The sequence below is a fragment of the Scandinavium manionii genome, assembly GCF_024764775.1.
GTDB classification, from domain to species: domain Bacteria; phylum Pseudomonadota; class Gammaproteobacteria; order Enterobacterales; family Enterobacteriaceae; genus Scandinavium; species Scandinavium manionii.
On the sequence record NZ_JALIGC010000039.1, the window covers coordinates 473267 to 496191 of the forward strand.

Annotated in this window: 23 protein-coding genes and 1 riboswitch; of the genes, 6 read left to right on the forward strand and 17 right to left on the reverse strand. The window is 54.6% G+C overall.

The genetic code is table 11. The features are described from left to right. Positions 1 to 33: 33 nt before the first annotated feature. Genes otnI through otnK form a run of 3 tightly spaced genes read right to left on the reverse strand, consistent with a single transcriptional unit; the run spans position 34 to position 2707 of the window. Positions 34 to 813, reverse strand: a complete 780-nt coding sequence (otnI, locus tag MUU51_RS16625; RefSeq protein WP_159770822.1) for a 2-oxo-tetronate isomerase — start codon at positions 811 to 813, stop codon at positions 34 to 36. Then, entirely contained in the window at positions 813 to 1442 is a 630-nt protein-coding gene (gene otnC / locus MUU51_RS16630; protein ID WP_159770723.1) for a 3-oxo-tetronate 4-phosphate decarboxylase, read from the reverse strand. Before otnC ends, otnI begins: the two co-directional genes overlap by 1 nt. Continuing rightward, complete coding sequence (otnK, locus tag MUU51_RS16635; RefSeq protein ID WP_159770726.1) at positions 1439 to 2707, reverse strand: 3-oxo-tetronate kinase; 1269 nt, start codon at positions 2705 to 2707, stop codon at positions 1439 to 1441. Before otnK ends, otnC begins: the two co-directional genes overlap by 4 nt. A gap of 221 nt (positions 2708 to 2928) precedes the next feature. On the opposite strand from otnK, the gene MUU51_RS16640 reads away from it, so the two are divergent. Beyond that, positions 2929 to 3699: a DeoR/GlpR family DNA-binding transcription regulator gene (locus MUU51_RS16640; RefSeq protein WP_159770729.1), complete on the forward strand. Its 771-nt coding sequence runs from the start codon at positions 2929 to 2931 to the stop codon at positions 3697 to 3699. Positions 3700 to 4015: 316 nt separating this feature from the next. Here MUU51_RS16640 and fucP read toward each other — a convergent pair whose 3' ends face one another. The 7 genes from fucP to MUU51_RS16675 all read right to left on the reverse strand — a co-directional run bounded on the left by fucP (position 4016) and on the right by MUU51_RS16675 (position 10285). Continuing rightward, a complete protein-coding gene (gene fucP / locus MUU51_RS16645) occupies positions 4016 to 5245 on the reverse strand; it encodes an L-fucose:H+ symporter permease (RefSeq protein ID WP_258968155.1) in 1230 nt (409 codons plus the stop codon). A gap of 112 nt (positions 5246 to 5357) precedes the next feature. After that, a complete protein-coding gene (locus MUU51_RS16650) occupies positions 5358 to 5702 on the reverse strand; it encodes an L-rhamnose mutarotase (RefSeq protein ID WP_159770735.1) in 345 nt (114 codons plus the stop codon). Beyond that, complete coding sequence (locus tag MUU51_RS16655) at positions 5699 to 6475, reverse strand: L-fucose dehydrogenase (RefSeq protein WP_258968156.1); 777 nt, start codon at positions 6473 to 6475, stop codon at positions 5699 to 5701. Before MUU51_RS16655 ends, MUU51_RS16650 begins: the two co-directional genes overlap by 4 nt. Continuing rightward, on the reverse strand, positions 6453 to 7313 hold the full coding sequence (locus MUU51_RS16660) for an amidohydrolase family protein (RefSeq protein WP_159770741.1): 861 nt from the start codon (positions 7311 to 7313) through the stop codon (positions 6453 to 6455). Before MUU51_RS16660 ends, MUU51_RS16655 begins: the two co-directional genes overlap by 23 nt. 22 nt (positions 7314 to 7335) lie before the next feature. Beyond that, positions 7336 to 8619 carry an L-fuconate dehydratase gene (locus MUU51_RS16665; RefSeq protein WP_258968157.1) on the reverse strand — a complete coding sequence of 428 codons (1284 nt, stop codon included), beginning with the start codon at positions 8617 to 8619 and terminating at the stop codon, positions 7336 to 7338. A gap of 22 nt (positions 8620 to 8641) precedes the next feature. Further along, positions 8642 to 9484, reverse strand: coding sequence for a fumarylacetoacetate hydrolase family protein (locus MUU51_RS16670; protein WP_159770747.1), 843 nt, complete (start codon positions 9482 to 9484; stop codon positions 8642 to 8644). A 60-nt stretch (positions 9485 to 9544) separates the two neighbouring features. Further along, on the reverse strand, positions 9545 to 10285 hold the full coding sequence (locus tag MUU51_RS16675) for an SDR family oxidoreductase (RefSeq protein ID WP_159770750.1): 741 nt from the start codon (positions 10283 to 10285) through the stop codon (positions 9545 to 9547). A 222-nt stretch (positions 10286 to 10507) separates the two neighbouring features. On the opposite strand from MUU51_RS16675, the gene MUU51_RS16680 reads away from it, so the two are divergent. Next, positions 10508 to 11269, forward strand: a complete 762-nt coding sequence (locus MUU51_RS16680; RefSeq protein ID WP_159770753.1) for a FadR/GntR family transcriptional regulator — start codon at positions 10508 to 10510, stop codon at positions 11267 to 11269. A gap of 200 nt (positions 11270 to 11469) precedes the next feature. Here the strand turns inward: MUU51_RS16680 and MUU51_RS16685 are convergent, their stop codons facing one another. The 4 genes from MUU51_RS16685 to MUU51_RS16700 all read right to left on the reverse strand — a co-directional run bounded on the left by MUU51_RS16685 (position 11470) and on the right by MUU51_RS16700 (position 15959). Continuing rightward, entirely contained in the window at positions 11470 to 12639 is a 1170-nt protein-coding gene (locus tag MUU51_RS16685) for a dihydrodipicolinate synthase family protein (protein WP_258968158.1), read from the reverse strand. Positions 12640 to 12655: 16 nt separating this feature from the next. After that, positions 12656 to 13897 (reverse strand): MFS transporter, encoded by a 1242-nt coding sequence (locus tag MUU51_RS16690; protein WP_258968159.1) that lies wholly within the window; start codon positions 13895 to 13897, stop codon positions 12656 to 12658. 66 nt (positions 13898 to 13963) lie between these two features. Then, on the reverse strand, positions 13964 to 14797 hold the full coding sequence (locus MUU51_RS16695; RefSeq protein WP_258968160.1) for a sugar phosphate isomerase/epimerase family protein: 834 nt from the start codon (positions 14795 to 14797) through the stop codon (positions 13964 to 13966). A 10-nt stretch (positions 14798 to 14807) separates the two neighbouring features. Further along, on the reverse strand, positions 14808 to 15959 hold the full coding sequence (locus MUU51_RS16700; RefSeq protein ID WP_258968161.1) for a Gfo/Idh/MocA family protein: 1152 nt from the start codon (positions 15957 to 15959) through the stop codon (positions 14808 to 14810). A 199-nt stretch (positions 15960 to 16158) separates the two neighbouring features. On the opposite strand from MUU51_RS16700, the gene MUU51_RS16705 reads away from it, so the two are divergent. From MUU51_RS16705 to MUU51_RS16720, 4 genes are all read left to right on the forward strand, one after another. Further along, positions 16159 to 16830 carry a TetR/AcrR family transcriptional regulator gene (locus tag MUU51_RS16705; protein WP_159770768.1) on the forward strand — a complete coding sequence of 224 codons (672 nt, stop codon included), beginning with the start codon at positions 16159 to 16161 and terminating at the stop codon, positions 16828 to 16830. Positions 16831 to 17162: 332 nt separating this feature from the next. Next, positions 17163 to 17260, forward strand: a riboswitch (TPP riboswitch). A 35-nt stretch (positions 17261 to 17295) separates the two neighbouring features. Then, on the forward strand, positions 17296 to 18075 hold the full coding sequence (thiM, locus tag MUU51_RS16710; RefSeq protein WP_159775630.1) for a hydroxyethylthiazole kinase: 780 nt from the start codon (positions 17296 to 17298) through the stop codon (positions 18073 to 18075). Continuing rightward, the gene (gene thiD / locus MUU51_RS16715) at positions 18072 to 18872 is read left to right on the forward strand and encodes a bifunctional hydroxymethylpyrimidine kinase/phosphomethylpyrimidine kinase (protein WP_258968162.1); all 801 of its coding nucleotides are present in this window, start codon (positions 18072 to 18074) and stop codon (positions 18870 to 18872) included. The genes thiM and thiD overlap by 4 nt, the downstream gene beginning before the upstream one ends. 36 nt (positions 18873 to 18908) lie before the next feature. After that, positions 18909 to 19655 (forward strand): GntR family transcriptional regulator, encoded by a 747-nt coding sequence (locus MUU51_RS16720; protein ID WP_159775626.1) that lies wholly within the window; start codon positions 18909 to 18911, stop codon positions 19653 to 19655. Here MUU51_RS16720 and MUU51_RS16725 read toward each other — a convergent pair. From MUU51_RS16725 to MUU51_RS16735, 3 genes are read right to left on the reverse strand one after another with little or no spacing between them, the layout of a single operon-like run. Further along, positions 19629 to 20582 (reverse strand): PfkB family carbohydrate kinase, encoded by a 954-nt coding sequence (locus MUU51_RS16725; protein ID WP_258968163.1) that lies wholly within the window; start codon positions 20580 to 20582, stop codon positions 19629 to 19631. The genes MUU51_RS16720 and MUU51_RS16725 overlap by 27 nt on opposite strands. Continuing rightward, positions 20576 to 21583 carry an ADP-ribosylglycohydrolase family protein gene (locus MUU51_RS16730; RefSeq protein WP_159775622.1) on the reverse strand — a complete coding sequence of 336 codons (1008 nt, stop codon included), beginning with the start codon at positions 21581 to 21583 and terminating at the stop codon, positions 20576 to 20578. The genes MUU51_RS16725 and MUU51_RS16730 overlap by 7 nt, the downstream gene beginning before the upstream one ends. Then, on the reverse strand, positions 21580 to 22863 hold the full coding sequence (locus tag MUU51_RS16735) for a nucleoside permease (protein ID WP_258968164.1): 1284 nt from the start codon (positions 22861 to 22863) through the stop codon (positions 21580 to 21582). Before MUU51_RS16735 ends, MUU51_RS16730 begins: the two co-directional genes overlap by 4 nt. Between the last annotated feature and the right edge of the window lie 62 nt (positions 22864 to 22925).

A 22925-nucleotide genomic window follows, 5' to 3' on the forward strand; every position in this document is an offset into this window, starting at 1 on the left:
CCTTCATCGAGGTATAATGTAGGGAATTAATTTTTATTTATTCAGCCACTGCCGCGCCCATTCAAGACCGGTTACTGTTTCACCCCTCGGGTTATATTCCGCCGCGACATAGCCGGTATAATTTATTTTTTCCAGCGTCGAAAAAATCCATGTGTAATCCACTTCACCATCAATGGGTTCATGGCGCTCGGGTACGGAGGCAATTTGCACATGGCCAATATATTCTTTTAATTCGTGGATTAAATGAGTGAGATTTCCGTCGACCTGTTGCGCGTGGAAGACGTCAAATTGCAGAAGAACGTTATCCCTACCCACTTTTTGAATATATTCCAGCGCGTGATATTGGCTGGAAAACAAATACCCAGGACGTGTGGCCGGTGCCAGACCTTCAAGCAGGATGGTTATCCCGTACTTTTTGGCTTGGTTCGCTGCATACCTGACGTTATCAATAAACGTATTAGCGCATTGTGATTTATCCAGCCCGTGGGTGACGCCCGCCATGACATGTACGGCCGGGCAGTTGAGAGAGCGGGCATAACTCAGAGCCAAATCAATCGCTTTACGCGCCTCTTCTTCCCGCCCCGGCAGGGCGGACAGTCCCCATTCTCCGTGCGCAATTTCACCTGCAGGCGTATTTATCCCCATTAGCGTGAGATCATGGGTATTCAGTTCGTGTGCAATGACGTCTACCGGGTATTCATACGGAAACCATACTTCAACTGCTTTAAAACCCGCTTTTGCAGCCAGTGCAAAGCGTTCATGCAAGGGGCTTTCGGTAAATAGCATGGATAAATTTGCGACGAGTTTTACCATCATGACATTCCTCTTAATACGCTGACTTGCTCATGATTCAGATAGTTTACGGCATCGTTTTTCAGCGTAAAAAATAAGCGTGCCGATGCTTCCATCTCTTCCAGATTATCCGCGGCATCACGTAATGATGATCCCATCACCACCGGGCCATGATTCGCCAGTAAAAAAGCTTTATATTTCGTGGCACGCTGAGCGAGCCAGTGTCCAATGTCCGGGTCTCCCGGGCGAAAATAGGGCACTAGTGGTACGTCACCAACGCGCATCACGACGTAGGGGGTACATGCCGGGAGCGTATTGGTCGGATCAATGCTCTGCAGGCAGGAAATCGCGGTCAGGTAATGGCAATGGAGATGCACCACCGCACGGCACTGCGGGTTATTGCGGTAGAGCGCCAGATGAAAACTGACCTCTTTGGACGGTTTATCGCCGGAGAGCAATACGCCATCCCTGTCCACGTGTGAAAGTGTCTCAGGACTGAGCTCGCCCAGACAGGAGCCGGTTGGTGTCGCGAGAATAGTTCCGTCGTCCATCAGGAGCGAAAGATTTCCAGCTGAGCCGGTGGCATAGCCTCGCTGGAAAAAAGATCGAGCGATGGCAACCATCTGCTCACGGAGTAAAGATTCGGTCATTGCGTTACCTCGGATTTCTGCGCGCGGGAAAAAAACGCCAGATCGCCAAAATTTCCCGACTTCAGTAATAAATACAGTTGCCGGTCATCTGCTTTTATCCACGGCACGCCAGGAGAAACGGCCTTGCCAATAGTAAAACGCTGGATCCTGAGTGCTTCAGTCACGGCACCGGACGTTTCGCCTCCGGCTACGATAAAGTATTCAATACCTGAAGTTACGAGGCGGCGGGCAAGCATAGCGAAAAGGTTTTCAATCAGTAAGCGGCTGGCTTCGGCACCGTATCGTGCCTGGATGTTTTTCAACTCCGCTACGGATGTCGTCGCATAAATTAAGGGGGCACAGGTTGCCTGTGGTAACGTTTGCAGCCAGTCGATTATTTTCGAAACGTAATCGGCCAGATCCCACTCATTCTCCAGTAATCCCGCGACATCAATAGCCATCGATGGGGCAATTTTTATGTAATTCGCCACCTGTTCCTGCGTTTTTACGGAGCATGAGCCGGAAAGAATGACCGTATTGCTGGCATCGGGAACTGCGGTAAATGGAGTTGTCCGGACGGCATCGTGTGCCCAGGCTTTGGCTAATCCTGCCGCCAGTCCTGACCCGCCTGTCACCAATTTCATATCGCGCAAGGCGCGCCCCTGGAGCTCAAGATGTGTGTCGTTGAGGGCATCAATGACGACATATTGATAGCCTGCGGCGGAGAGTTCCTCAATGCGTTGAGTCAGTTGCGCGGCATTGGCGTCGAGGAACTGTGCGTTAATAAGCGCGCATTTTCCCTCGGATTGCTGCTCCATCAGGCGGCGCAGATCGCTATCCTCCATCGGATTCACCGGATGATTCCGCATTCCAGAGTCTTGCAGCAGGCGGTCTTCGACGAACAGATAACCTTGATATACTGTGCGCCCGTTTACCGGCAGAGCCGGTGAAACCACGGTCACGCGAAGATCCAACGCTGCCATCAGGGCATCGGTCACGGGGCCGATATTGCCTTGCGCAGTACTGTCGAAGGTCGAACAATATTTAAAGAAGAAGCGATCACATTGCTGGCGCTGTAGCCATTGTAGAGCGTCAAGCGACAAACTGATGGCCTCAGTTGCCGTGACGGCACGTGATTTAAGGCTAATTACCAGGGCCGTTGCCTCACTGGTGTCATCCTCATCGGGAACACCGCTGAAGAGGCGGGTTTCAATTCCGTGATTAGCCAGAAAACTGGCGATATCTGTTGCGCCAGTAAAGTCATCGGCAATGATGCCTGCTTTCATAAACAATCCCCTGTGTGGGCGATGAATGTTAATTTACGGTATTTTGTGGTGTTAAATGTTAATATCCTTGATCGTAGGGATGAAAAAAGAGACTTTAATCACAATAAACAACATTAATTACCTAATTTTCACATTTAATGCCGATTTTAGGCGCTGGACAGAGCAAGGTCATGTGATAAAATGTTAAAAAATGAGCCTGACGTTCATGCCTGGAGAGAAAGATGCTGCCTCTGGAAAGACAAGAAAAAATACTCGGAATAATAAAGGATAAGGGGGTCGTCAGCGTCGGGGAGTTGGTCAACGCGCTGGGGGTGTCGCATATGACGATCCGCCGGGATATTCAGCGACTGGAGCAGCTCAATGCTTTAGCCAGTGTTTCTGGTGGCGTGGCGTTGCCACAAAGGACGCGGTTGCTGAATGAGCCCTCACATCGGGATAAGACCCTGATGTTTCCTCAGGAAAAGGAAGCCATTAGTTTAGCGGCGATGCACCATATTCCACGGAACAGTACGGTTTATCTTGATGCAGGAACCACAACGCTGGCTCTGGCCAGAAAATTAGTGAACCACAAGGATTTGTTGATCGTGACGAATGACTTTGCGATCGCCAACCTGATGATTGAGCAAGGTCAGGGTGAATTGATTCATACCGGTGGAAGGCTCTGCCGGGAAAATCAATCCACGGTAGGGCACCTGACCGCCGTGATGCTGGAAAACTTGTTCATTGATGTGGCATTTATCTCTGCTTCGTCCTGGAATCTACGCGGGCTGTCAACGCCAAATGAAAATAAAGCCATTGTAAAACAGGCCGTTGCAAGAGTTAGCGAGAAATGTATTTTATTAAGCGACTCATCAAAATATGGCAAAATGGCAAATTTCCGCGTAATGCCTTTAACCGAACTCGATCTTATTATCAGCGACGAGGGGTTAAGCGATTCTGTCGAGCAGCTTACCAGCCAGAAGATAGCGGTTGAGCTAGCCCCACCGGTTTGACGGTTTCAGCGCAAAAGCGACCTGTTCCTCGGTATAGCGGGTCTTTTTCATGGCGATGTGCCTCTCTGTGAGATGAAAGAAAGACCGGAGACTTCAGTTTAGACTGGTACTGTTTACAGGGGGGAGATCAACGGTTAAGCGTGAACTACTGGCAGGGGCCTGGTGGTGGTGAGGACACCGTAACCTGGAGCACTGGTGGCGGCATCGCTGAAATTGCTGATAAAGAAGGAAAAAGGTTTTTTTCCTTCTTTATGGTCATCAGTCTGAGCAGCCTGCAATGCATTCGAGGCTGCTGCTTTTGTCCCAACAGGGCTGTTTATTTCGCCCGCTGCTTCAGCGCGTAAATCAGCACCACCGCGAAACACACCATTGGCAGCGCGTAGGACACTGCGGTGCTGTAGCGATCGGCAATAGCCCCCATCAGATATGGCATGATCGCGCCGCCGACAATCGCCATGATCATGACTGAGCTGGCGCGTTTTGTTTGTTTACCCATGTTCTTGACGCCCATGGCGAACAGGGTTGGAAACATGATCGACATGAAGAAGAAAATGGCGACCAGTGCAATCACCGATACGCTCTCAATCCCGGCAACGACTACGCCGCACAGCACAATATTGATAATGGCGTAAATCACCAGTAGCGTGGCAGGGCGGACAAACCCCATCAGCCATGTACTGAAGAAACGGCCAACCATGAAGCTTATCATGCCGACGGAAAGGAGGTATGACGCATTCTGGTTCGACAGCGTATGCCAGTGTTCCGTGGTGTAGTTGATGAAAAATGCTCCGACGCCAACCTGCGCCGCAACGTAAAAGAACTGAGCAATCACGCCGCCGGTGAAATGTCCGTGCTGCCACAATCCTTTCTCGATGCCGCGATCTTCTGTGGTGCTTTGCTCGCGAATGTCAGGCAATTTTGTGCGCCCGAACAGGAAGGCGATCAGCAGAACCAGGACTGCGATAGCGACGTAGGTGGTTTTTACCGATGACAACCCGTCAGCGGTGGTGCCCTGGGTGGCGGAGAAGAACAGCGAGCCGCCGATGATTGGGCCAATGAACTGGCCTAAGCCGTTGAATGACTGGGAAAGGTTCAGGCGACGCTCGGCCCCAGCGGGATCGCCCAATACGGTGGCAAACGGGTTAGCTGCGGTTTCCAGACATCCCAGACCGAGAGCGATGACAAACAGTGCGAACAGGAACATGGCAAAGCTGCCTGCGGAAGCCGCAGGGACAAACAGCAGCGCGCCCAACGCATACAGACATAATCCGACCAGGATCCCGGCCTTGTATCCAAACCTGTCCATAAAGAAGCCAGCGGGCAGGGCGATGATAAAATAGGCCCCGAAATACGCGGCCTGTAGCAGGCCTGACTGGGCTTTGTTAACGTGCAAGACTTCCTGGAAATGCTTATTCAGGACATCCAGCAGTCCGTAGGATAAACCCCACAGGAAAAACAGCGTGGTGACAAGAATGAACGCCAGTCGGAAACCGGACGTCGTTTTGCGCTGCGCATAAGCAGGCGCGGCAGTTTTGTCGGCGAGCATAGTGTATTCCTCAGTATCTGGTAAGGCGTGTAGGGGGTCAGCTCAGTTGGCTGATTTTTTATGTCAGATAACATGAAAAACGTAATGAACTCCCTCATTGCAGGGAGCGGATCTACTGCTGATCGGCAAGCGAAAAAATCCTCTCCATTTCCACCCACTTTTCACCGGCGGGCGTCCACGGCGTGGGGCGCTGATATTTCCACATCAGGGCTTCCCACTCACAAATTTTCGGATCGGCAAGACTGCGGCGTTCAAACAGGCCGCTGTCAAAATCTTCTGTGGTTTCCATCACCATGAACAGCCGGTTGCCCAGCCGGTAAATTTCCATCTCCGCGATGCCATAGCGGCGAAGATGCGCGGTGACTTCCGGCCAGATCTCGCGGTGATAGCGCTGATATTCTTCGATAAGCGCTGGATCGTCCGCCAGATCCAGAGCCTGACAATAGCGGCGCTTCATGTCAGCGCCCGGTCGAGATGCATATAGCCGCCGTCCACGGTCAGCCACTGGCCGGTAGTGTGGGAGGCGCGGGAAGAGAGCAGGAATACCACGGTATTGGCAATTTCCTGCGGCGTGGTCATGCGCTGGCCCAGCGGAATATGCGAGGTAATTTGCTGCAGTTTTTCTTCGGGATGGTCGAAGCTTTTTATCCAGCGTTCGTACAGCGGTGTCATCACCTCCGCCGGGATCACCGCGTTCACCCGGATACCATCACCCAGCAGCGCCGCCGCCCATTCCCGTGTCAGTGCCAGAATGCCGCCTTTCGCGGAGGCATAACCGCTGGTATTACCTTGACCGGTCAACGCGGTTTTTGAACTGATATTCACGATGGCTCCTCGACTGGCGCGCAGGGCGTCCAGGCTCAGATGTGCCATCAGGTAGTAGTGAATCAGGTTTTGTTCGAGCGATTTAACAAACGCTTCCCGACCGGCATCCAGTCCGACGCTGTCGTTAGCTCCGGCGTTATTGACCAACCCGTCGATGCTGCCGTAGCGCGTGAGGACATCGTCCACGCAGGCCTTGCAGCTGGCTTCCTCCCGTAGTTCAGTCAGCACAAAACTGGCCCGGGGCGAAAGTTGCTGCAGCTTATGCATCAGCTCATTAGCCGGTTCGGTATTGCTGATAATCACCGGAATGGCACCTTCTTCCGCCAGCGTCAGCGAAATTGCGCCACCGATACCGGAGCCACCACCGGTAACGATTATTATCTTATTTTGCAGATGCAGATTCATAACTTGTTTCCTGTAGTCGGTAAACCGTGCGGGCAGTGTTGCCATAGATAGCTGCCTGCTCGTCGGCACTCAGCGCTGCCGTAGCCCGCTCACTAAAATCCCACGGATTTTCATCCGCTCCGGCCAGCAGACACACCGGCCAGTCGGAGCCAAACATCAGCCGCTCACTGCCAAAAATCTCCAGGGCAGCGTCGAAATAGGGCAGCAGGTCGCGGGACGACATCCCCGCAGGTCGGGGTTCGGTCAGCAGTCCGGAGATTTTGCAGCTGACGTGTTTTAACGCCGCCAGGGGCGCAATCTGTCTCTTCCAGTGCGCGGCACCCAGGCTGAGATCGGGCTTGCCGCAGTGGTCGAGCACCAGAAAATAGCTGTCATGACGTCCGGCAAACTCTACAGCCTCTGACAAATGACGGTGCGTAACCAGAATTTCATAGACGTATTCCTGCTGCTGAAGCTGACGGAGTCCGCGATTAACCGCCGTATCCGCCAGCCACTGCGCAGGGGAAAGCTCGTCCTGGACCTGATGACGAAAACCACGCAGCAGGGGATGAGAGATAGCCTCCAGATCCTTTTGCAGCTCAGGCGAGGAGAGCTCCAGCCAGCCGGTTACGGCGCGCACGAAGTCAGTTTGTTCTGCTATCTCCAGCAGCCAGCGCGTTTCAGCGGCGGAGGAGCGCGCCTGAACCAGGATCGCACTCTGCATATCATGACGTTGTAACGTTGGCTGCAGCATGTCCGGCAATAAGTCCTGCTTCAGCACTCCCATTTCGGCACTTATCCACGGATAATCCTGCGGCGTGTAGCGCCAGAAATGCTGGTGACTGTCGACTCGCATCATCGGCGTTCTCCTGCGTCGGTCATTAAGACCTGTCGTGATGGCGATATTTTTCGATCGAGGCCTGATGCATTTCGATTGAAAATCCCGGGGCACGCGGTGGCATATAAGCCGCGTCGCGGATATCGCACGGATGAACAAAATGTTCGTGAAGGTGGTCAACGTATTCGATCACGCGGCCTTCATACGTGCCGGCAATGCAGAGATAATCAATCATCGACAGATGCTGCACGTATTCGCACAGCCCGACCCCCCCCGCATGAGGACAGACCGGCAGATTGTATTTGGCCGCCATCAGCATCACGGCCAGCACCTCATTCACGCCACCCATGCGGCAGGCGTCAATCTGCACCACGTCAATGGCCTCGCGCATGATGAACTGCTTGAACATAATGCGGTTCTGGCACATTTCGCCGGTGGCGACTTTAACCGGCGCAACGCCCTGGCGGATTTTGCGGTGGCCTTCGATGTCATCCGGGCTGGTCGGCTCTTCAATAAACCACGGACTGGCAAAGGCGAGGGCGTTCACCCAAGGTATCGCCTCGTTGGTTTCCCATACCTGATTGGCGTCGATCATCAGTTTGCGATCCGGCCCAATGACCTCGCGCGCAATGCGCACGCGGCGAATATCATCTTCCAGATCACGCCCGACTTTCAGCTTCAGATAATCGAAACCGGCATCGACGGCCTCCTGGCACAAACGGCGCAATTTATCGTCGGGATAGCCCAACCAGCCCGCCGACGTGGTGTAGCAGGGGTAACCTTCCGCCAGCAGCTTCGCCGTACGCTGGGCTTTGTTGTCGGCTCGCTGCTGCAATAATGCCAGCGCTTCCTGCGGCGTAATGCAGTCGGTGATGTAGCGGAAATCGATACAGCGCACCAGCTCTTCCGGCGACATATCGGCAACCAGTTTCCACAGCGGTTTGCCGGCCGCTTTGCTCCATAAATCCCATATCGCATTCACTACCGCGCCGGTCGCCAGATGAATAGCCCCTTTGTCAGGGCCAATCCAGCGCAGCTGGCTGTCACTGGTAAAATCACGCCAGAATTTGCCCATATCGGCGGTGATGTCAGTCAGCACGCGGCCAACAACCAGATGTTCCAGCGCTTTAATCGCTGCGCAGCAGATTTCATTGCCGCGCCCGATAGTAAACGTCAGGCCGTGCCCGCTCAGCGTCGGATTATCCGTTTCCAGAATCACGTACGCTGCGGAATAATCCGGGTCCGGATTCATCGCATCCGAGCCATCCAGCGCCTGAGAGGTAGGGAAGCGTACATCTTCAACACGTAGAGCCGTAATCGTTGTCATCGCAAAGTGTTCCTTCCGCTGTTTATGCCTGCACCGTCTTCTGACGTTGCTCGCCCAGACCTTCGATCCCCAGACACATCACCTGTCCGGCCTGCAGGTATACCGGTGGCTTTTGTCCAAGCCCGACGCCCGGCGGCGTGCCGGTGGAAATGATGTCGCCCGGTTGCAGGCTCATGAAACGGCTGAGGTAGCTGATAATTTCGGGGATCTGGAAAATCATGGTGCGCGTGTTGCCGTTCTGATAGCGCTGGCCGTCCACCTCCAGCCACAGATTAAGGCGGTGAGGGTCAGGGATTTCATCGGCCGTGACCAGCCACGGACCGGTAGGGCCGAAAGTATCGCAACCTTTGCCTTTGTCCCATGTGCCGCCACGTTCAATCTGAAATTCCCGTTCGGAAACATCGTTGATCACGCAGTAACCGGCGACGTGCGACATTGCATCAGCCTCGCTGATATAGCGCCCGCCGGTGCCGATGACCACGCCAAGCTCCACTTCCCAGTCGGTTTTGGTCGAATCACGAGGGATTTCTACATCATCGTTTGGGCCGACTATGGCGCTGGTCCATTTATTAAATACAACCGGTTCTTTCGGGATTTCTGCACCGGTTTCAGCCGCGTGGTCTGCGTAGTTCAGCCCGATACAGATAAATTTACCTACGTTGGCGACACACGCGCCGAGGCGTGGCTCGCCACTCACCAAAGGCAGGCTTTGTGGATCGAGCTTGCGTAAAGCTTCAAGCGTTTCCGGCTGTAAAAATTCGCCGCTGATGTCAGCGACATGTGCGCTCAGATCGCGCAGTTTGCCGTTAGTGTCCAGCAGGCCGGGGCGCTCCGAACCTGCATTGCCGTAACGAAGTAATTTCATGGGGCAGTGTCCTTCTGTGAAAGTAGAATCTAAAGTCTGCTGTTTGCAGCTTCCGGCGCGTCAGTTGCTCCAGCCGCCGTCAATAATTTGTACCGTGCCGGTGGTGTATGAACTGGCGTCGGAGGCCAGATACAGCGCCAGCTGGGCGATTTCCTCAGTTTTGCCGATGCGTCCGATCGGCTGGCGGGCAACAAACGCCGCGTAGACGTCGGCTTCGCTGCGGCCTTCGGCCTCGGCCTGTGCGGCAATGCGCTGGCGCAGGGAAGGCGACTCCACCGTGCCCGGACAAATGGCGTTGCAGCGGATACCGCGGGTGACATAGTCCGCCGCGACGGAGCGCGTCAGGCCAATAACGGCAGCTTTGGATGCGCTGTAGGCAAAGCGATTAGGCACGCCTTTGACGCTCGAAGCGACCGACGACATATTGATAATCGAGCCGCGGCTGCCTTCGAGCATGGCGGGTAAAAAGGCGCGGATCATACGGAACATCGCAGTCACGTTAAGATCCAGCGCAAACTGCCATTCACGTTCGGTGCAGCTCAGAATGTCACCGCTGTGAACCACCCCGGCGCAGTTAAACAGCACGTCGATTGCGCCGGTCTCTTCCGCCAGGGCGGAAATGGCCTGAGGGTCGGTAACATCCAGTAGGCGTGGGGTGATCCCCGGAATATCCAGCAGCGCATCGATGTTGATATCGGTGGCAATCACCTCTGCGCCTTCACGAGCAAACAGTGAGGCGGTGTTAAAGCCGATGCCTTGTCCGGCGGCGGTAATCAGCACTTTTTTCCCTGCCAGGTTCATAGCCACTCCCAGGTAATGTTGCTTTAAAGGCCTAATGGTCAGGCCATTAAGGGTGAAAAAAAGGCGTGATAAGCGCTGCTTTTTGCTAAGATGTCGGGCAAGCTGCCACTTAACACGCCATTTTGGTTAACTAATTTTTTACATGTATAAAACAAATCAGCAAGATTTTTGTCCGAATAATGCTAGCTGAATCACTTAATAAGCGTTGACCTCAGGTGCCAGATGCCGATAAAAAAATTAGAGAATCCTAGAATATACAGACAGATAGCTGATCAGCTAAAGACGCTGATTGATAATAAAGAATTTCCACCCGGTAGCCGTCTGCCCGCAGAGCGCGATCTGGCCAGTCAGTTTCAGGTGAGCAGGGCGTCCGTACGGGAGGCGCTGATTGCGCTGGAAGTGATCGGTCTGGTGAGCGTGCGGGTCGGTAATGGCGTGATTGTTTGCCAGCCTCCGGCGGCACCTGCCACGTTATCGCAGGAGCCGGTCATGTCGCTGGCAGGGCGAAATCAGTGGGCGGATGTTGATGATGAGTTAAATATCGAGCTGGATTTCACCGCCGAACTGCCGCCGTTCTCCCTGCTGCAAACACGGCGTCTGATAGAACCTGAGACCGCCGCACTGGCGGCAAAAAACGCCACTGACGAAGAACTTGCGGCGATCAGGCAGGCATATGAGCAAAATTGTCGCGATAACCGAAACGGCTCGGCTACGCATCCGGGCGACCGTTTGTTTCATATCCGTATTGCCCAGGCCAGCGGCAATCCGGCGTACGCCTTTATCATTGCACACCTGCTCGGCCACCGTTACGGCACCATGTTCCGCAGTCTGCAGCTCCATTACACACCGCAGGATATGCCGCACCGTTCAGAAGTAGAGCACCTTGGGATCCTCACCGCACTGGAAGCCCGCGACAGCCGTGCGGCGAAAAAAACAATGAAAGACCATCTCGATGCAGTGATTAAAATTTTTGGGCAGGGATGAGTAAGGACGCGGAACCCTCGGGATTGTCTGGCCACCTCTTCTGGGGCTGAGAGGGGACGCCTGCGTTTTCATGCTGGCATTAAACCAGCCTGGTCAGTAACCCGCTCCCTTACGGCTGTCTCTTGATCAAAAGATCTGAGCAAGAGACAGCTCTACACAGAGGGGTAATTATCGATATCATATCCTCCGACAGTTTTAACCTATATTCCCTGCAGTTTTGCCAGTAATGACATCCTTTCAGTGGCGACATCAATATCGTTGAGTAATCCCGCCTCATCGGCCAGCCGGAACAGTTCACTGTAATGGGTGAGGCTGCGCGCACTCTCCATACCGCCCAGCAGGGTGAAATGGTGCTGATGTCCATTGAGCCAGGCAAGAAACACGATGCCCGCTTTATAGTACTGCGTTGGACGGGCAAAAATGTGCCGCGCCAGCGGCAGCGTGGGCGTGAGTATCTGCTGATATTGCTGCCGATCGCCTTGTGCCAGCGCATGTAATGCTCCTGCTGCTGCAGGGGCAATCGCATCGAGGATCCCCAACAGTGCGTGTGAGTACCCTTGCGCATCACCGGCTATCAGTTCGGGATAGTTAAAATCGTCGCCGGTATACATTTTTACAGTGGCCGGTAACTGACGACGCATCTCTATCTCACGCTCTTTATCCAGCAATGAGATCTTGATACCGTCGATTTTTGCCTGATGGCGTTGGATAACCGATAAACAAATTTCCATTGCGTTGTGGATGTGTTCGCTACCCCAATAACCACGCAGTGCGGGATCGAACATATCGCCGAGCCAGTGAATAATGACCGGTTCCCGTACTTGCCGGAGTACTGTGTCATAGACCCGAATATAATCGTCGGGCCCTTTGGCTATCGCGGCTAACGCCCGGCTGGCCATCAGAATAATGCGTCCGCCGCAGGCCTCAATGGCCGAAATCTGTTGTTCATAGGCATCAATCACATCCTGAAGCGTCAACGCGGAGAAATCACTCAAATGATCGGTGCCTGCCCCGCTGGCTACTGCGATGCCAGGGAAGTCTTTCGCCTGTTCGACACTGCGCTGGATAAGCTCAAGGCTGGTTGGCCAGTCTAACCCCATTCCGCGCTGGGCCGTGTCCATGGCTTCTGCCACCCCAAAACCGAGCGACATTAAATAGCGGCGATATTCCAGAGTCGCCTCCCAGTCGATAGCGATATCGTGGCTGGGATCGCGCATTTTCCGTGGGTCCGTCACGACATGCGCAGCGGCAAAAACGTGGCGATTGAACACTGGTGAGGGCGGCAAACTCCAGCTGCGCTGGCCTTTTACGCGATAGGTGTACGGTTGACCGTTGTTATCCAGAATGCGCACATGATTGCTGACAGTCATCGTTGATACCTCGTCATTAATGCTTGAGTTGTTGCCCAACAGGCAATGGATCATCGGCGTTATTTACTGTGGTAACGGCGAGTTTGCGTACCACGGGCAGGACCAGACTGCTGGCGAGGATAACCGCGGCGGCGGCCAGCCAGACGGGTTGCAGCGTGTATTGCTGGGCGAAATAGCCTGCGACAATCGGTGAGATACCCCCGGCAGCCATTCCCATATTCATCACAAAACCGATAGCGGAACCTCGCAGGGAAGGCGGCACCAGTTCAGCGGTGATAGAGAGGACAATCGGAGTAATGGGATAGCCAAGGAATCCCAGCAGCATCACCAGCATAATAACCAACGGAACGGACAGGTTGAGGGTCATGGCTGCCATCAGGAAACCGCTGACGATAGTGATAGCCATCAGGATATGACGACGGCGAAGAAAATCACCTTTGTCACAGTATCGACCCAACACAAACCCACCCAGCGCCCCGGTAAGTCCTAACAGACTGGCTATTGTCCCGGCGGTGCCAATGGTCAGGTTTTTAACCTGCATCAGATAGCTTGGCGCCCACAGCAGCACAATCCACCATCCGGCCAGTAAAATGAAGTAATACAGGGCTATCATCATCACCGGAGCATGCCGAAACAGGGTACGCAATGGGACTTTTTCTGCCGCCTGGCGGGCAATTAAATCGGAAGGTTTGCGATCGTTTTTTACCAGGAAGGCATATAACAGGGCCACCAGAATACCCATCGCCCCCGCGACATAAAACACTACCCGCCAGCCAAATACCGGGCCGAGCACCGCCCCCATCCAGGTGCCAAGAAAACCGCCGATCGGATAACCCATCCAGTACAATGACATCACCGTCGTGCGCTGTTTCTCGCTGGTGACGTTAGCGACTTCGAGCGAGGCGGCAGGCCAAAAAATACCTTCCCCGACACCGGTCATCACGCGATAAAAAATAAGGCTGGTCAGGCTGCCTGCGACACCGGTCAGGAGTGTCGCAAAGGAGAACAGCATCAGGCCGAGAATGAGGACTGGCTTTCCACTCAACTTGTCGGCAATGATCCCGGCAATGAACAGGAAGACAATAAAACCAAAAAAGAAGGAAGAGAGCAGAATCCCGCTTTCACCTTTGCCCAGACCAAATTCAGCAGCAATCAGGCCGATAGCGGAGGATACGGTCATGCGGTCAACCGAGTACATCATGTATCCCAGCCCACACAGGACGGTGACCAGAATCATTTTTCGGGTATCTGTATTCATATTTTCCTCGACATGTCTGTTGAACGACGAAAACAGCTTTTCAGCTCTGTCAGATACAATGGATGTTTAACCGTACTCCTGATGACGCGTTTTGCAGGTGTCGAGAACATCGTCGGGATCTGTTGTCCACCAGTGATGGCGGGAGAAGATTTCGACTTCATGGAAACCTTGATATCCCTGAGCCTCCACCGCCTGCCGGCATCCGCGGATATCAATCACACCATCTCCCATCATGCCGCGATCTTCCAGCAGATCCTGGGTTGGATTGAGCCAGTCGCAAATGTGGAAGGCCAGCAGACGTTTTTGTCCGGCACGGATGATTTGCTGATGGAAATCGGCATCCCACCAGGTGTGATAGAGATCGACGGCGATGCCCAGCCCGTCATCGCCCAGTGCGTCACACAGATCATTCGCTTGTTTCAGGCTGTTTACACAGGCGCGGTCGGCGGCATACATCGGATGAAGCGGTTCGATAGCTAATGGCATGCCTCGTGGTCGCGAATATTCCAGTAATGCGTTCAGTCCGTCGTGGATCTGTTGGCGCGCACCGGCTAAATCCTTCGAGCCGGCAGGCAAACCACCGACGACCAGCACCAGGCAGGCGGCATTAAGCGTTAGCGCTTCATCTACTGCCCGAAAATTATCGATGAGGTTGTCATGGCGTGCTTCGGCGCTGTTGGCCGGGAACATGCCGCCACGGCAATAGCCGGTGACGCTGAGCTGATGCGCACTTATCAGCCTGGCGGTTTCCTGCAATCCGAGTTGCGCCACCTGATCGCGCCAGGGGGAAATTCCGTGAATACCGTGACGGGCGCAGCCTTCAATGATCTGTTTAAGATCCCATTGCTGGCGTACCGTTGCGGTGTTGAGAGAGAGTTTTTGCGGATCGGGTCTGGACATAGACTGGGCCTCAGCGAGTCAGGGAAGGGACATCAATCCAGCGGCGCTCTTTCCAGCTTTTCAGCGCCAGGTCGACCAGTTGCAGACCTTTTGCGCCTTCCAGCAGGTCCCAGCGATATTGCCCTTCTCCAAAGACATGACGGAGAAACAGTTCCCACTGTACTTTAAAAGCGTTGTCGTAAATCTGGGTGTCCGGCACCGTTGCCCAGTCTTCGAAGAAGTTATGCGTCTGTCGCACGTCAGGGTTCCACACTGGTTTTGGCGTATTGACGCTGGCCTGAGTAAAACAGTCTGTCAGCCCGGCAACGGCGGAGCCTTTCACACCGTCAACCTGGAAAGTCACCAGGTCATCGCGGCGAACGCGAACGCACCAGGAACTGTTTATTTGCACAATTGTGCCGTTATGCAGTTCAAAGGTGGCGTAAACCGCGTCATCTGCGGTAGCCGGGTAGGGCTGATGTTGTTCATTCCAGCGCTCAGGGATATGCGTGGCGCCAATACAACTGAGGCTTTTAATTTCACCAAACAAATTGTCAATGACATACCGCCAGTGACAAATCATATCCAGAATAATGCCGCCGCCCTCTTCACTGCGATAATTCCAGGATGGACGCTGGGTGGGCTGCAGATTGCCTTCAAACACCCAATAGCCGAACTCACCGCGTACGGATAGCACTTTACCGAAGAAACCGGATTCATTAAGCAGTTTGAGTTTCTGCAAACCCGGTAGCCATAGCTTGTCCTGCACCACGCCATGACAAACGCCTTTCTCACGGGCGAAATGGTATAAATCCAGGGCTTCATCCAGGCTCATCGCCACCGGTTTTTCGCTGTAAACGTGTTTCCCTTTGCTGATTGCTTTTTTCAGAAGAGCAGGGCGGGCCTGCGTGGTAGCGGCATCAAAAAAGATAATGTCGTTGGGATTGTTCAGCGCCTCATCAAGGTCTGTTCCCCAGCGTTCGATCCCAAACTCTTGCGCCAGCGCGGCCATTTTCTCCGCATTGCGACCAATTAAAATCGGATCCGGCATCAGGCGATCGCCATTTGCCAGCATCACGCCACCTTGCTGGCGAATGCTGACGATCGAACGGATTAAGTGCTGATTCTTCCCCATGCGTCCGGTTACGCCATGCATGATAATGCCAACGGAAATCTGAGACATTCATTCACCTCATTATCAAATTTTATGATTGACGCACTCCTTGAAGGAGTCACCAACCGGGTTAATACTATTCAACTAACTGGTTGATGATTTCATCATAGGATCCCGATCCTATTCTGACTTTGACACACTTCACATAACCAACTAGTTGGTTGAAAATGAGTTGAGACTTGTTTTACCGCCAAATTGAGGCACTATAATGTTAAAAAAAGCAGGGAAAGACGAGGAATGGAGCGTGGTTAAAAAGACGGAAAACGATAAAAACGCGTCTGCCGATAAACAGATTCGTATTCTTCAGGCGGCGCGCGCTGAGTTTGCTGAGAAAGGTTTTGATGGCGCACGGGTAGACAGTATTGCCGCCCGTGCTCATGCCAATAAACAGCTTATTTATTACTATTTTACCAACAAAGATGTGCTGTTTACCCGGGTGCTGGAAGATGCCTACCGGGATATCCGTAAGCATGAGGCTGCGTTGTTACTGGATGATTTTCCTGCCGATGAAGCGATTCTGAAACTGGTTGAGTTTACCTGGCAATATTATCTCAAAAATCCAGAATTCATTCGCTTGCTGAATAGTGAGAACCAGTTAAAAGCCCGGCATCTTAAAGATTCTGCGGTGACTGTCGGTATCAACCAAAGCTGGATAAGCATCACTAAAAGTCTTCTGGAACGCGGGAGCCGTGAAGGAACGGTCAGACCCCATCTCGACGTCATGCAACTCAACATCAACATTTCGGCACTGGGCTTCTTTTATCTGATCAACCAGTCGACGCTGTCCATCCTGTATCAAAAGGATCTCAGTGAGAAAGCCGCGCTGGATGAACGCCTTCGGGTGATGAAAGAGTGCATCGCCGCATGGATAAAACCATGAGGATAGGGTGGCTTTATACAATCTGGCGAGCGCTAGCCTGTCAATTACGAAAATCTCTACTACCGTGGCGATCTGATCAGCTTCGACATTAATCGAGCCTTTAACGTGATTCCTTTTTTCGGAAAAGCTCTTATAGTTCAAATAATTTAAGTTGGACTAAATATTTATAAGCGTTTCCAATATTGTTAGGCAGTCAATAAATATTTTCTTCGGCCCTTGGTTTTCATCGGTGTCTTAACGAAGGCCGCTTTACCGTTTACAAGACTTCCCGCTGGCATTACTATCCTGTCCAGGGATTAACGAAATATTAATCCCAACCTATTGATTTTGATTTAAATGACTCGGGGTGCCCTTCTTCGTTGAAGGCTGAGAAATACCCGTACCACCTGATCTGGATAATGCCAGCGTAGGGAAGTCAGAAACCCGCGCAGGGTATCGCTTCTTACCGACTGGCAGGAGCGACCCATGCAACCCGAACTTCTAAGTTCCGCGCAACTTGCGCACACTTCACATCTTTTACGCGACCGTTCGCCACTCGTTCACTGCATGACCAATGACGTGGTGCAAACCTTCACCGCCAATGTGTTGCTGGCGCTGGGCGCATCTCCGGCGATGGTCATTGACGCCGAAGAAGCCCCGCAGTTTACGACTCTCGCTGACGCGCTGCTGATTAATGTCGGTACGCTGACCCAATCACGTGCGGCGGCGATGCGTTCCGCCGTGGAAAGTGCGAACGCGAACCACAAACCCTGGACGCTGGACCCGGTAGCGGTCGGCGCGCTTAGCCTGCGCACTGAATTTTGTCAGCAGTTACTGGCGCTTTCGCCTGCCGCCATTCGTGGCAATGCCTCCGAAATTCTGGCGCTGGCGGGCATGAGCCACGGCGGGCGTGGTGTCGACACCACAGATACCGCGGCGGCGGCGTTACCCGCAGCACAGGCGTTGGCGCGACAATTTTCTACAGTGGTAGCGGTAACCGGTGAAGTGGATTACATCACCGACGGGCGGCGCACGGCGAGTGTGAAGGGCGGTTCCTCACTGATGACGCGCGTGGTGGGCACCGGTTGTGCGTTGTCGGCAGTCGTGGCGGCGAGTTGCGCGTTATCGGGCGACCGGCTCGATAATATCGCTGCGGCCTGCGGATTAATGAAACAGGCTGGTGGTGTTGCAACGGAAAACAGCAATGGGCCTGGCAGTTTTGTCGCCGCCTTCCTCGACGCGCTTTACGCAGAGGGTCAGCCATGAAACGGATTAACGCACTCACCATCGCCGGAACCGACCCGAGCGGCGGGGCAGGGATTCAGGCAGATCTGAAAACTTTCTCTGCGCTGGGCGCTTACGGCTGTTCGGTCGTGACGGCGCTGGTGGCGCAGAATACGCGGGGCGTGCAGTCGGTTTATCGGATCGAACCTGATTTTGTCGCTGCCCAGCTGGATTCGGTGTTCAGCGACGTACGAATCGACACCACCAAAATCGGGATGCTGGCGGAAACGGATATCGTGGAAGCCGTTGCGGAACGCCTGGCGCGCTATCGCATCGAAAACGTGGTGCTCGACACCGTCATGCTGGCGAAAAGCGGCGATCCGCTGTTGTCTGCCTCGGCGGTCGCCACGTTGCGCAGCCGACTTTTACCGCAGGTTTCACTGATTACGCCAAATTTGCCGGAGGCCGCCGCGCTACTGGAAGCGCCGCACGCGCAAAACGAACGCGAAATGCTCGAGCAGGGCCGCGCGCTGAGGGCGCTGGGATGCGAAGCGGTGCTGATGAAAGGCGGGCATCTGGATGATGCTGAAAGCCCGGACTGGCTGTTTACCGCTGAGGGAGAAATGCGGTTCACCGCGCCGCGCGTGCAGACCAAAAATACTCACGGCACCGGCTGCACGCTGTCGGCGGCGTTAGCGGCGCTGCGCCCGCGTCACGCAAACTGGCTGGAAACGGTGCCTGAAGCCAAGCGCTGGCTGTCGGCGGCGCTTTCCGCGGCGGATTCTCTGGAGGTCGGTCACGGAATTGGCCCGGTGCATCATTTTCACGCGTGGTGGTAGTATACTGGCTGAAACTGTCTGTCAGGAAAACCAGAGATGGAACAAGCGCATACCCGGCTTCTCGCCCAACTGAACGAGCGCATCGCCGCCGCCGATAATACGCCGCTGTACCTGAAATTTGCCGAAACGGTAAAGAACGCGGTGCGCAGCGGTTGGCTTGAGCATGGCAATATTCTGCCCGGTGAGCGCGACCTCAGCCAGCTGACCGGCGTTTCGCGTATTACCGTGCGAAAGGCGATGCAAACCCTGGAAGACGAAGGCGTGGTGACGCGCGCCCGCGGCTACGGGACGCAAATCAACAACATCTTTGAATACTCGCTGAAGGAAGCGCGGGGGTTTTCTCAGCAGGTGGTGGTGCGCGGCAAAAAACCGGACACGCTGTGGGTCAACAAACGGGTCGTTGAATGCCCAGCGGAGGTGGCCGAACAGCTGGCGCTGGCGCCGAAAAGCGAGGTATTTTTGCTCAAGCGCATTCGTTACGTGGATGAAGAGGCGGTGTCGATTGAAGAGTCGTGGGTGCCATCGCACCTGATTGCGGACGCCGATGACATCGGGATTTCGCTGTACGACTACTTTCGCAGCCAGCATATTTTCCCGCAGCGGACCCGCTCGCGAGTCAGCGCCCGGATGCCGGACGCTGAGTTTCAGTCGCACATCAAAATGGATGACAAAATCCCGGTGCTGGTGATCAAACAGGTGGCGCTGGATCAGCAGCAGCGGCCGATTGAATACAGCATCAGCTACTGCCGCAGCGATTTATACGTGTTTGTGTGCGAGGAGTAATTCCTCGCGCGTAGGCGCGCAGTCACCGCCCCGGTGGCTGACCACCCACGACGCCACCGCATTACCGAGCGTCACCGCGTCGGCCAGCGACCAGCCTGCGGATAACCCCGCCAGCACGCCGCCCGCATGGCTGTCGCCCGCGCCGATGGTGTCGACCACCGTCGTTGGAAACGCTTCTGCCTGCCCACATGCCTCAGCGCTGAAATACCATGCCCCGTCTTTATCCTGACGCACAATCAGTGGCGCATTCCAGCGTGCAAGCCAGGCTTTGCCCAGTGGCGCTGTATCCGCCGGGATTTTCATTTGTCCGGCGACAATCTCCGCTTCCTGGCGATTAAGCGTGATAAGCGGTTTGCAGGCCATGATCCGCTCAAACAGTTGCGCAGGCACATCGGCAATGCGCGGTCCGAAATCAATCAGCGCCGTCACGTCGGGCGTCGATTCCAGCCAGCTAATCAGCAACTCAGCGCAGGGGGCGGTGAGCTGATAACCGGAAAGATACACCAGCCCGTTTGCGTCACGCGGCAGACGCGCCAGCCAGTCGTCATTCCAGGCATTCTCCACCCCAGTGAACGACATAAACGTGCGTTCTCCGTCCGGCTCGATCAGCGCCAGACACCAGCCGTTATCGCCTTTGTCGGTGTCGATAATGCTGCTAATGCCCTGGCGGGAAAGATTGTTGCGCACGATGTCGGCCCACACGCCCTGGCCGAGCGGCAGGGCGTTACAGGCGTCAATGCCCAGACGTTTCAGCGCCACGGCGACGTTCAGCGCGCAGCCGCCAATATTGACGCTTTGCTGTTGTAATTCGATATCGCAGCCGCGCCACGGCAGGGCATAGGCGTCGGCGATGACGTCAATCACCGCCGAGCCGATAACCGTCACCGGGCGCTGCTGGCGAAGCTCGCTCAGTGTGTCGCTCAGCATGTTTCCTCCCGCCGTTGACGATAGCCCAGCAGGGCCGTGGCGTAGCGGCCAAAGTCCAGCTGATTCACGTCGTCGAGTTCCTGTTTCAGTGCCGGGTCGATACCGTCAATGCCGTGCAGCGCGCCGCAAATCGCCGTGGCCATCGCGCCGATGGTATCGGTATCGCCGCCGAGGTTGGCGCATAAAATGGCGCAGCGGTTCGGGTCCGTTTGTGCCAGTTCGACCATCGCCACCGCACAAGCGACCGATTCGATGGTGCTGGTACCCGCCCCGACCAGTTGATAAAGCTGTTCGCTGGCAGACTCCACGCCGTTAGCCTCGCGCACAGTTTTCAGCGCCAGTTCGATACGCATCGCCAGCGAGGCGTTGAAAGTGGTGACGCGCTTTTCCTGTGCCTGACGGGCAATGGCGGGCAGCACATCGACAATGTTCTGCCAGTTGTCACCATCAATCGCGCGGGACACCGCCCAGCCGATCACCGTCGCGCCGGCAATCGCTAAATCGGATTTATGCGTCGGGCTTGAGGCCAGCGCAATGTCATCAATAAAGGTGTCGAGACAGGTGGTGGGTAACACGCAGCCGAGCGGTGAAACGCGCATCGCCGCGCCGTTGGTCACGCCGTTATTTTCCAGTTCGCTCACCGGTTTACCATCACGAATGGCGTTCAGCGCGATTTTTGAGGTCGGGCCGAGCACGTTTTTGTTGAAGGCGTCAAAGCCTTCCGCCCATGCAAGAATGTGGCGGCCAATCACGTCCGGGACGATGTCGCCATCGCATTCGATCAGCGCATCCGCCAGACACAGCGCCATCGACGTGTCGTCGGTAAACTCCGCGCGTTTGAAATAACAAGCGGCGTTGTTCTCCGCCGGGCCATCGAGAAAACGGTCGATCCAGCCGAAGTGTGCTTTCACGCGGGAGCGGGGCCACAGTTCAGAGGGCATCCCCATCGCATCGCCTAACGCCTGACCGTACAGGGCACCGAGAATTCGTTGGTGTTTCATTTCACTTCCTCATGTGTCATCGCCATGTCGCGTTCGTCGTTGTCGACGTGGACGGCGGTAATGTCTTTGTCCGATTCGCGGAAGAACAGCATAAACAGCACAGCAATCACTGCGATCATGATTGCGCCGAAGGTCCACATGCCTGCCCAGTTAAAGGTCAGCCCATTGACGGGCGTCTTGTAGGCGAACATTTTTTCCATCATCACCCCGCCAAGACGGTAGCCAAGCAGGCTACCAAAGCCCTGACAGCACAGGGTTATCAGGCCCTGTGCGGCATTACGCATCTGCACTGGCGCTTTCTTGTCGACGTAGATATACGCCGTGACGTAGTAAAAATCGTAGCTCACGCCGTGCAGCAGAATTCCGAGGAAAAGCAGGCCGTAGGTAAAGTATTGTTCTGCGCCGCCGTAGACGAAAAAGCCGTAGCGAATGGCCGCTGTCACCAGACCCAGTAATAATACCTTTTTAATACCAAAGCGCTTTATGAAGAACGGTAGCGCCAGCATAAAGAAGATTTCGGAAAACTGGCCGAGCGTCATCCAGCCGGTAGCGTTATGCATCCCGACTTCGGTCAGATAGCCGTTGGCGAAGATGTAGTAGAACGCCAGCGGCATCGCGAACAGGAACGAGCAGAAGAAAAAGACGAGGAAATTTTTGTCACGCAGGAGCACCAGCGCGTCTAATCCAAGCATCACTTTCAGGCTCATTTTGCCGGTGCTTTTCGGCGGCGTATTCGGCAGGAACAGCGCGAATACGCCCAGCAACGCAGAGCTCGCGGCGGTGATCAGCAGCGGAATGCTGGTCGGTGAAATGTCGTTGTAGCCCATCATCTGCGGCAGGAACCCGCACACCAGGCCTGAGGCAATCCAGCCGACGGTACCCATCACACGAATGCGTGGGAAGTCGCGTTCGACGTCCGGCACGTGAGAAAATGCGATGCTGTTGGTCAGGGCGATGGTTGGCATATAGGTCAGCGAGTACGCCAGCAGCAGCGGGAAGAAGCCGCTGAACGTTGTCTGCTGCGCGGCGAAGAACATCAAAATCGCTCCGGCGAACATCAGCACCGCCAGGACTTTTTGCGCCGGGAAGAAGCGGTCCGTCAGCGAGCCGACGAGAATAGGTGAGAGGATCGCGGCGATGGCGGTACAGGCATAAGACCAGCCGATTTCTCCGGCGCTAAAGCCGTTTTTGCTCAGCCATAGCCACAGCGGTACAAACCACGCGCCCCAGATAAACCACTCCACGAACATCATGAACGACAGCTTTACTGTAGTTTTCATCTTTAAATCCTTCATGACAGGTAAGGTACACCTGCACACTACCATTTAATAATACCTTTTAA

Coding starts and splice junctions, on each gene's coding strand:
- otnI (WP_159770822.1), bottom strand. CDS start 813: ATGGTAAAACTCGTCGCAAATTTATCCATGCTATTTACCGAAAGCCCC.
- otnC (WP_159770723.1), bottom strand. CDS start 1,442: ATGACCGAATCTTTACTCCGTGAGCAGATGGTTGCCATCGCTCGATCT.
- otnK (WP_159770726.1), bottom strand. CDS start 2,707: ATGAAAGCAGGCATCATTGCCGATGACTTTACTGGCGCAACAGATATC.
- MUU51_RS16640 (WP_159770729.1), top strand. CDS start 2,929: ATGCTGCCTCTGGAAAGACAAGAAAAAATACTCGGAATAATAAAGGAT.
- fucP (WP_258968155.1), bottom strand. CDS start 5,245: ATGCTCGCCGACAAAACTGCCGCGCCTGCTTATGCGCAGCGCAAAACG.
- MUU51_RS16650 (WP_159770735.1), bottom strand. CDS start 5,702: ATGAAGCGCCGCTATTGTCAGGCTCTGGATCTGGCGGACGATCCAGCG.
- MUU51_RS16655 (WP_258968156.1), bottom strand. CDS start 6,475: ATGAATCTGCATCTGCAAAATAAGATAATAATCGTTACCGGTGGTGGC.
- MUU51_RS16660 (WP_159770741.1), bottom strand. CDS start 7,313: ATGATGCGAGTCGACAGTCACCAGCATTTCTGGCGCTACACGCCGCAG.
- MUU51_RS16665 (WP_258968157.1), bottom strand. CDS start 8,619: ATGACAACGATTACGGCTCTACGTGTTGAAGATGTACGCTTCCCTACC.
- MUU51_RS16670 (WP_159770747.1), bottom strand. CDS start 9,484: ATGAAATTACTTCGTTACGGCAATGCAGGTTCGGAGCGCCCCGGCCTG.
- MUU51_RS16675 (WP_159770750.1), bottom strand. CDS start 10,285: ATGAACCTGGCAGGGAAAAAAGTGCTGATTACCGCCGCCGGACAAGGC.
- MUU51_RS16680 (WP_159770753.1), top strand. CDS start 10,508: ATGCCGATAAAAAAATTAGAGAATCCTAGAATATACAGACAGATAGCT.
- MUU51_RS16685 (WP_258968158.1), bottom strand. CDS start 12,639: ATGACTGTCAGCAATCATGTGCGCATTCTGGATAACAACGGTCAACCG.
- MUU51_RS16690 (WP_258968159.1), bottom strand. CDS start 13,897: ATGAATACAGATACCCGAAAAATGATTCTGGTCACCGTCCTGTGTGGG.
- MUU51_RS16695 (WP_258968160.1), bottom strand. CDS start 14,797: ATGTCCAGACCCGATCCGCAAAAACTCTCTCTCAACACCGCAACGGTA.
- MUU51_RS16700 (WP_258968161.1), bottom strand. CDS start 15,959: ATGTCTCAGATTTCCGTTGGCATTATCATGCATGGCGTAACCGGACGC.
- MUU51_RS16705 (WP_159770768.1), top strand. CDS start 16,159: ATGTTAAAAAAAGCAGGGAAAGACGAGGAATGGAGCGTGGTTAAAAAG.
- thiM (WP_159775630.1), top strand. CDS start 17,296: ATGCAACCCGAACTTCTAAGTTCCGCGCAACTTGCGCACACTTCACAT.
- thiD (WP_258968162.1), top strand. CDS start 18,072: ATGAAACGGATTAACGCACTCACCATCGCCGGAACCGACCCGAGCGGC.
- MUU51_RS16720 (WP_159775626.1), top strand. CDS start 18,909: ATGGAACAAGCGCATACCCGGCTTCTCGCCCAACTGAACGAGCGCATC.
- MUU51_RS16725 (WP_258968163.1), bottom strand. CDS start 20,582: ATGCTGAGCGACACACTGAGCGAGCTTCGCCAGCAGCGCCCGGTGACG.
- MUU51_RS16730 (WP_159775622.1), bottom strand. CDS start 21,583: ATGAAACACCAACGAATTCTCGGTGCCCTGTACGGTCAGGCGTTAGGC.
- MUU51_RS16735 (WP_258968164.1), bottom strand. CDS start 22,863: ATGAAAACTACAGTAAAGCTGTCGTTCATGATGTTCGTGGAGTGGTTT.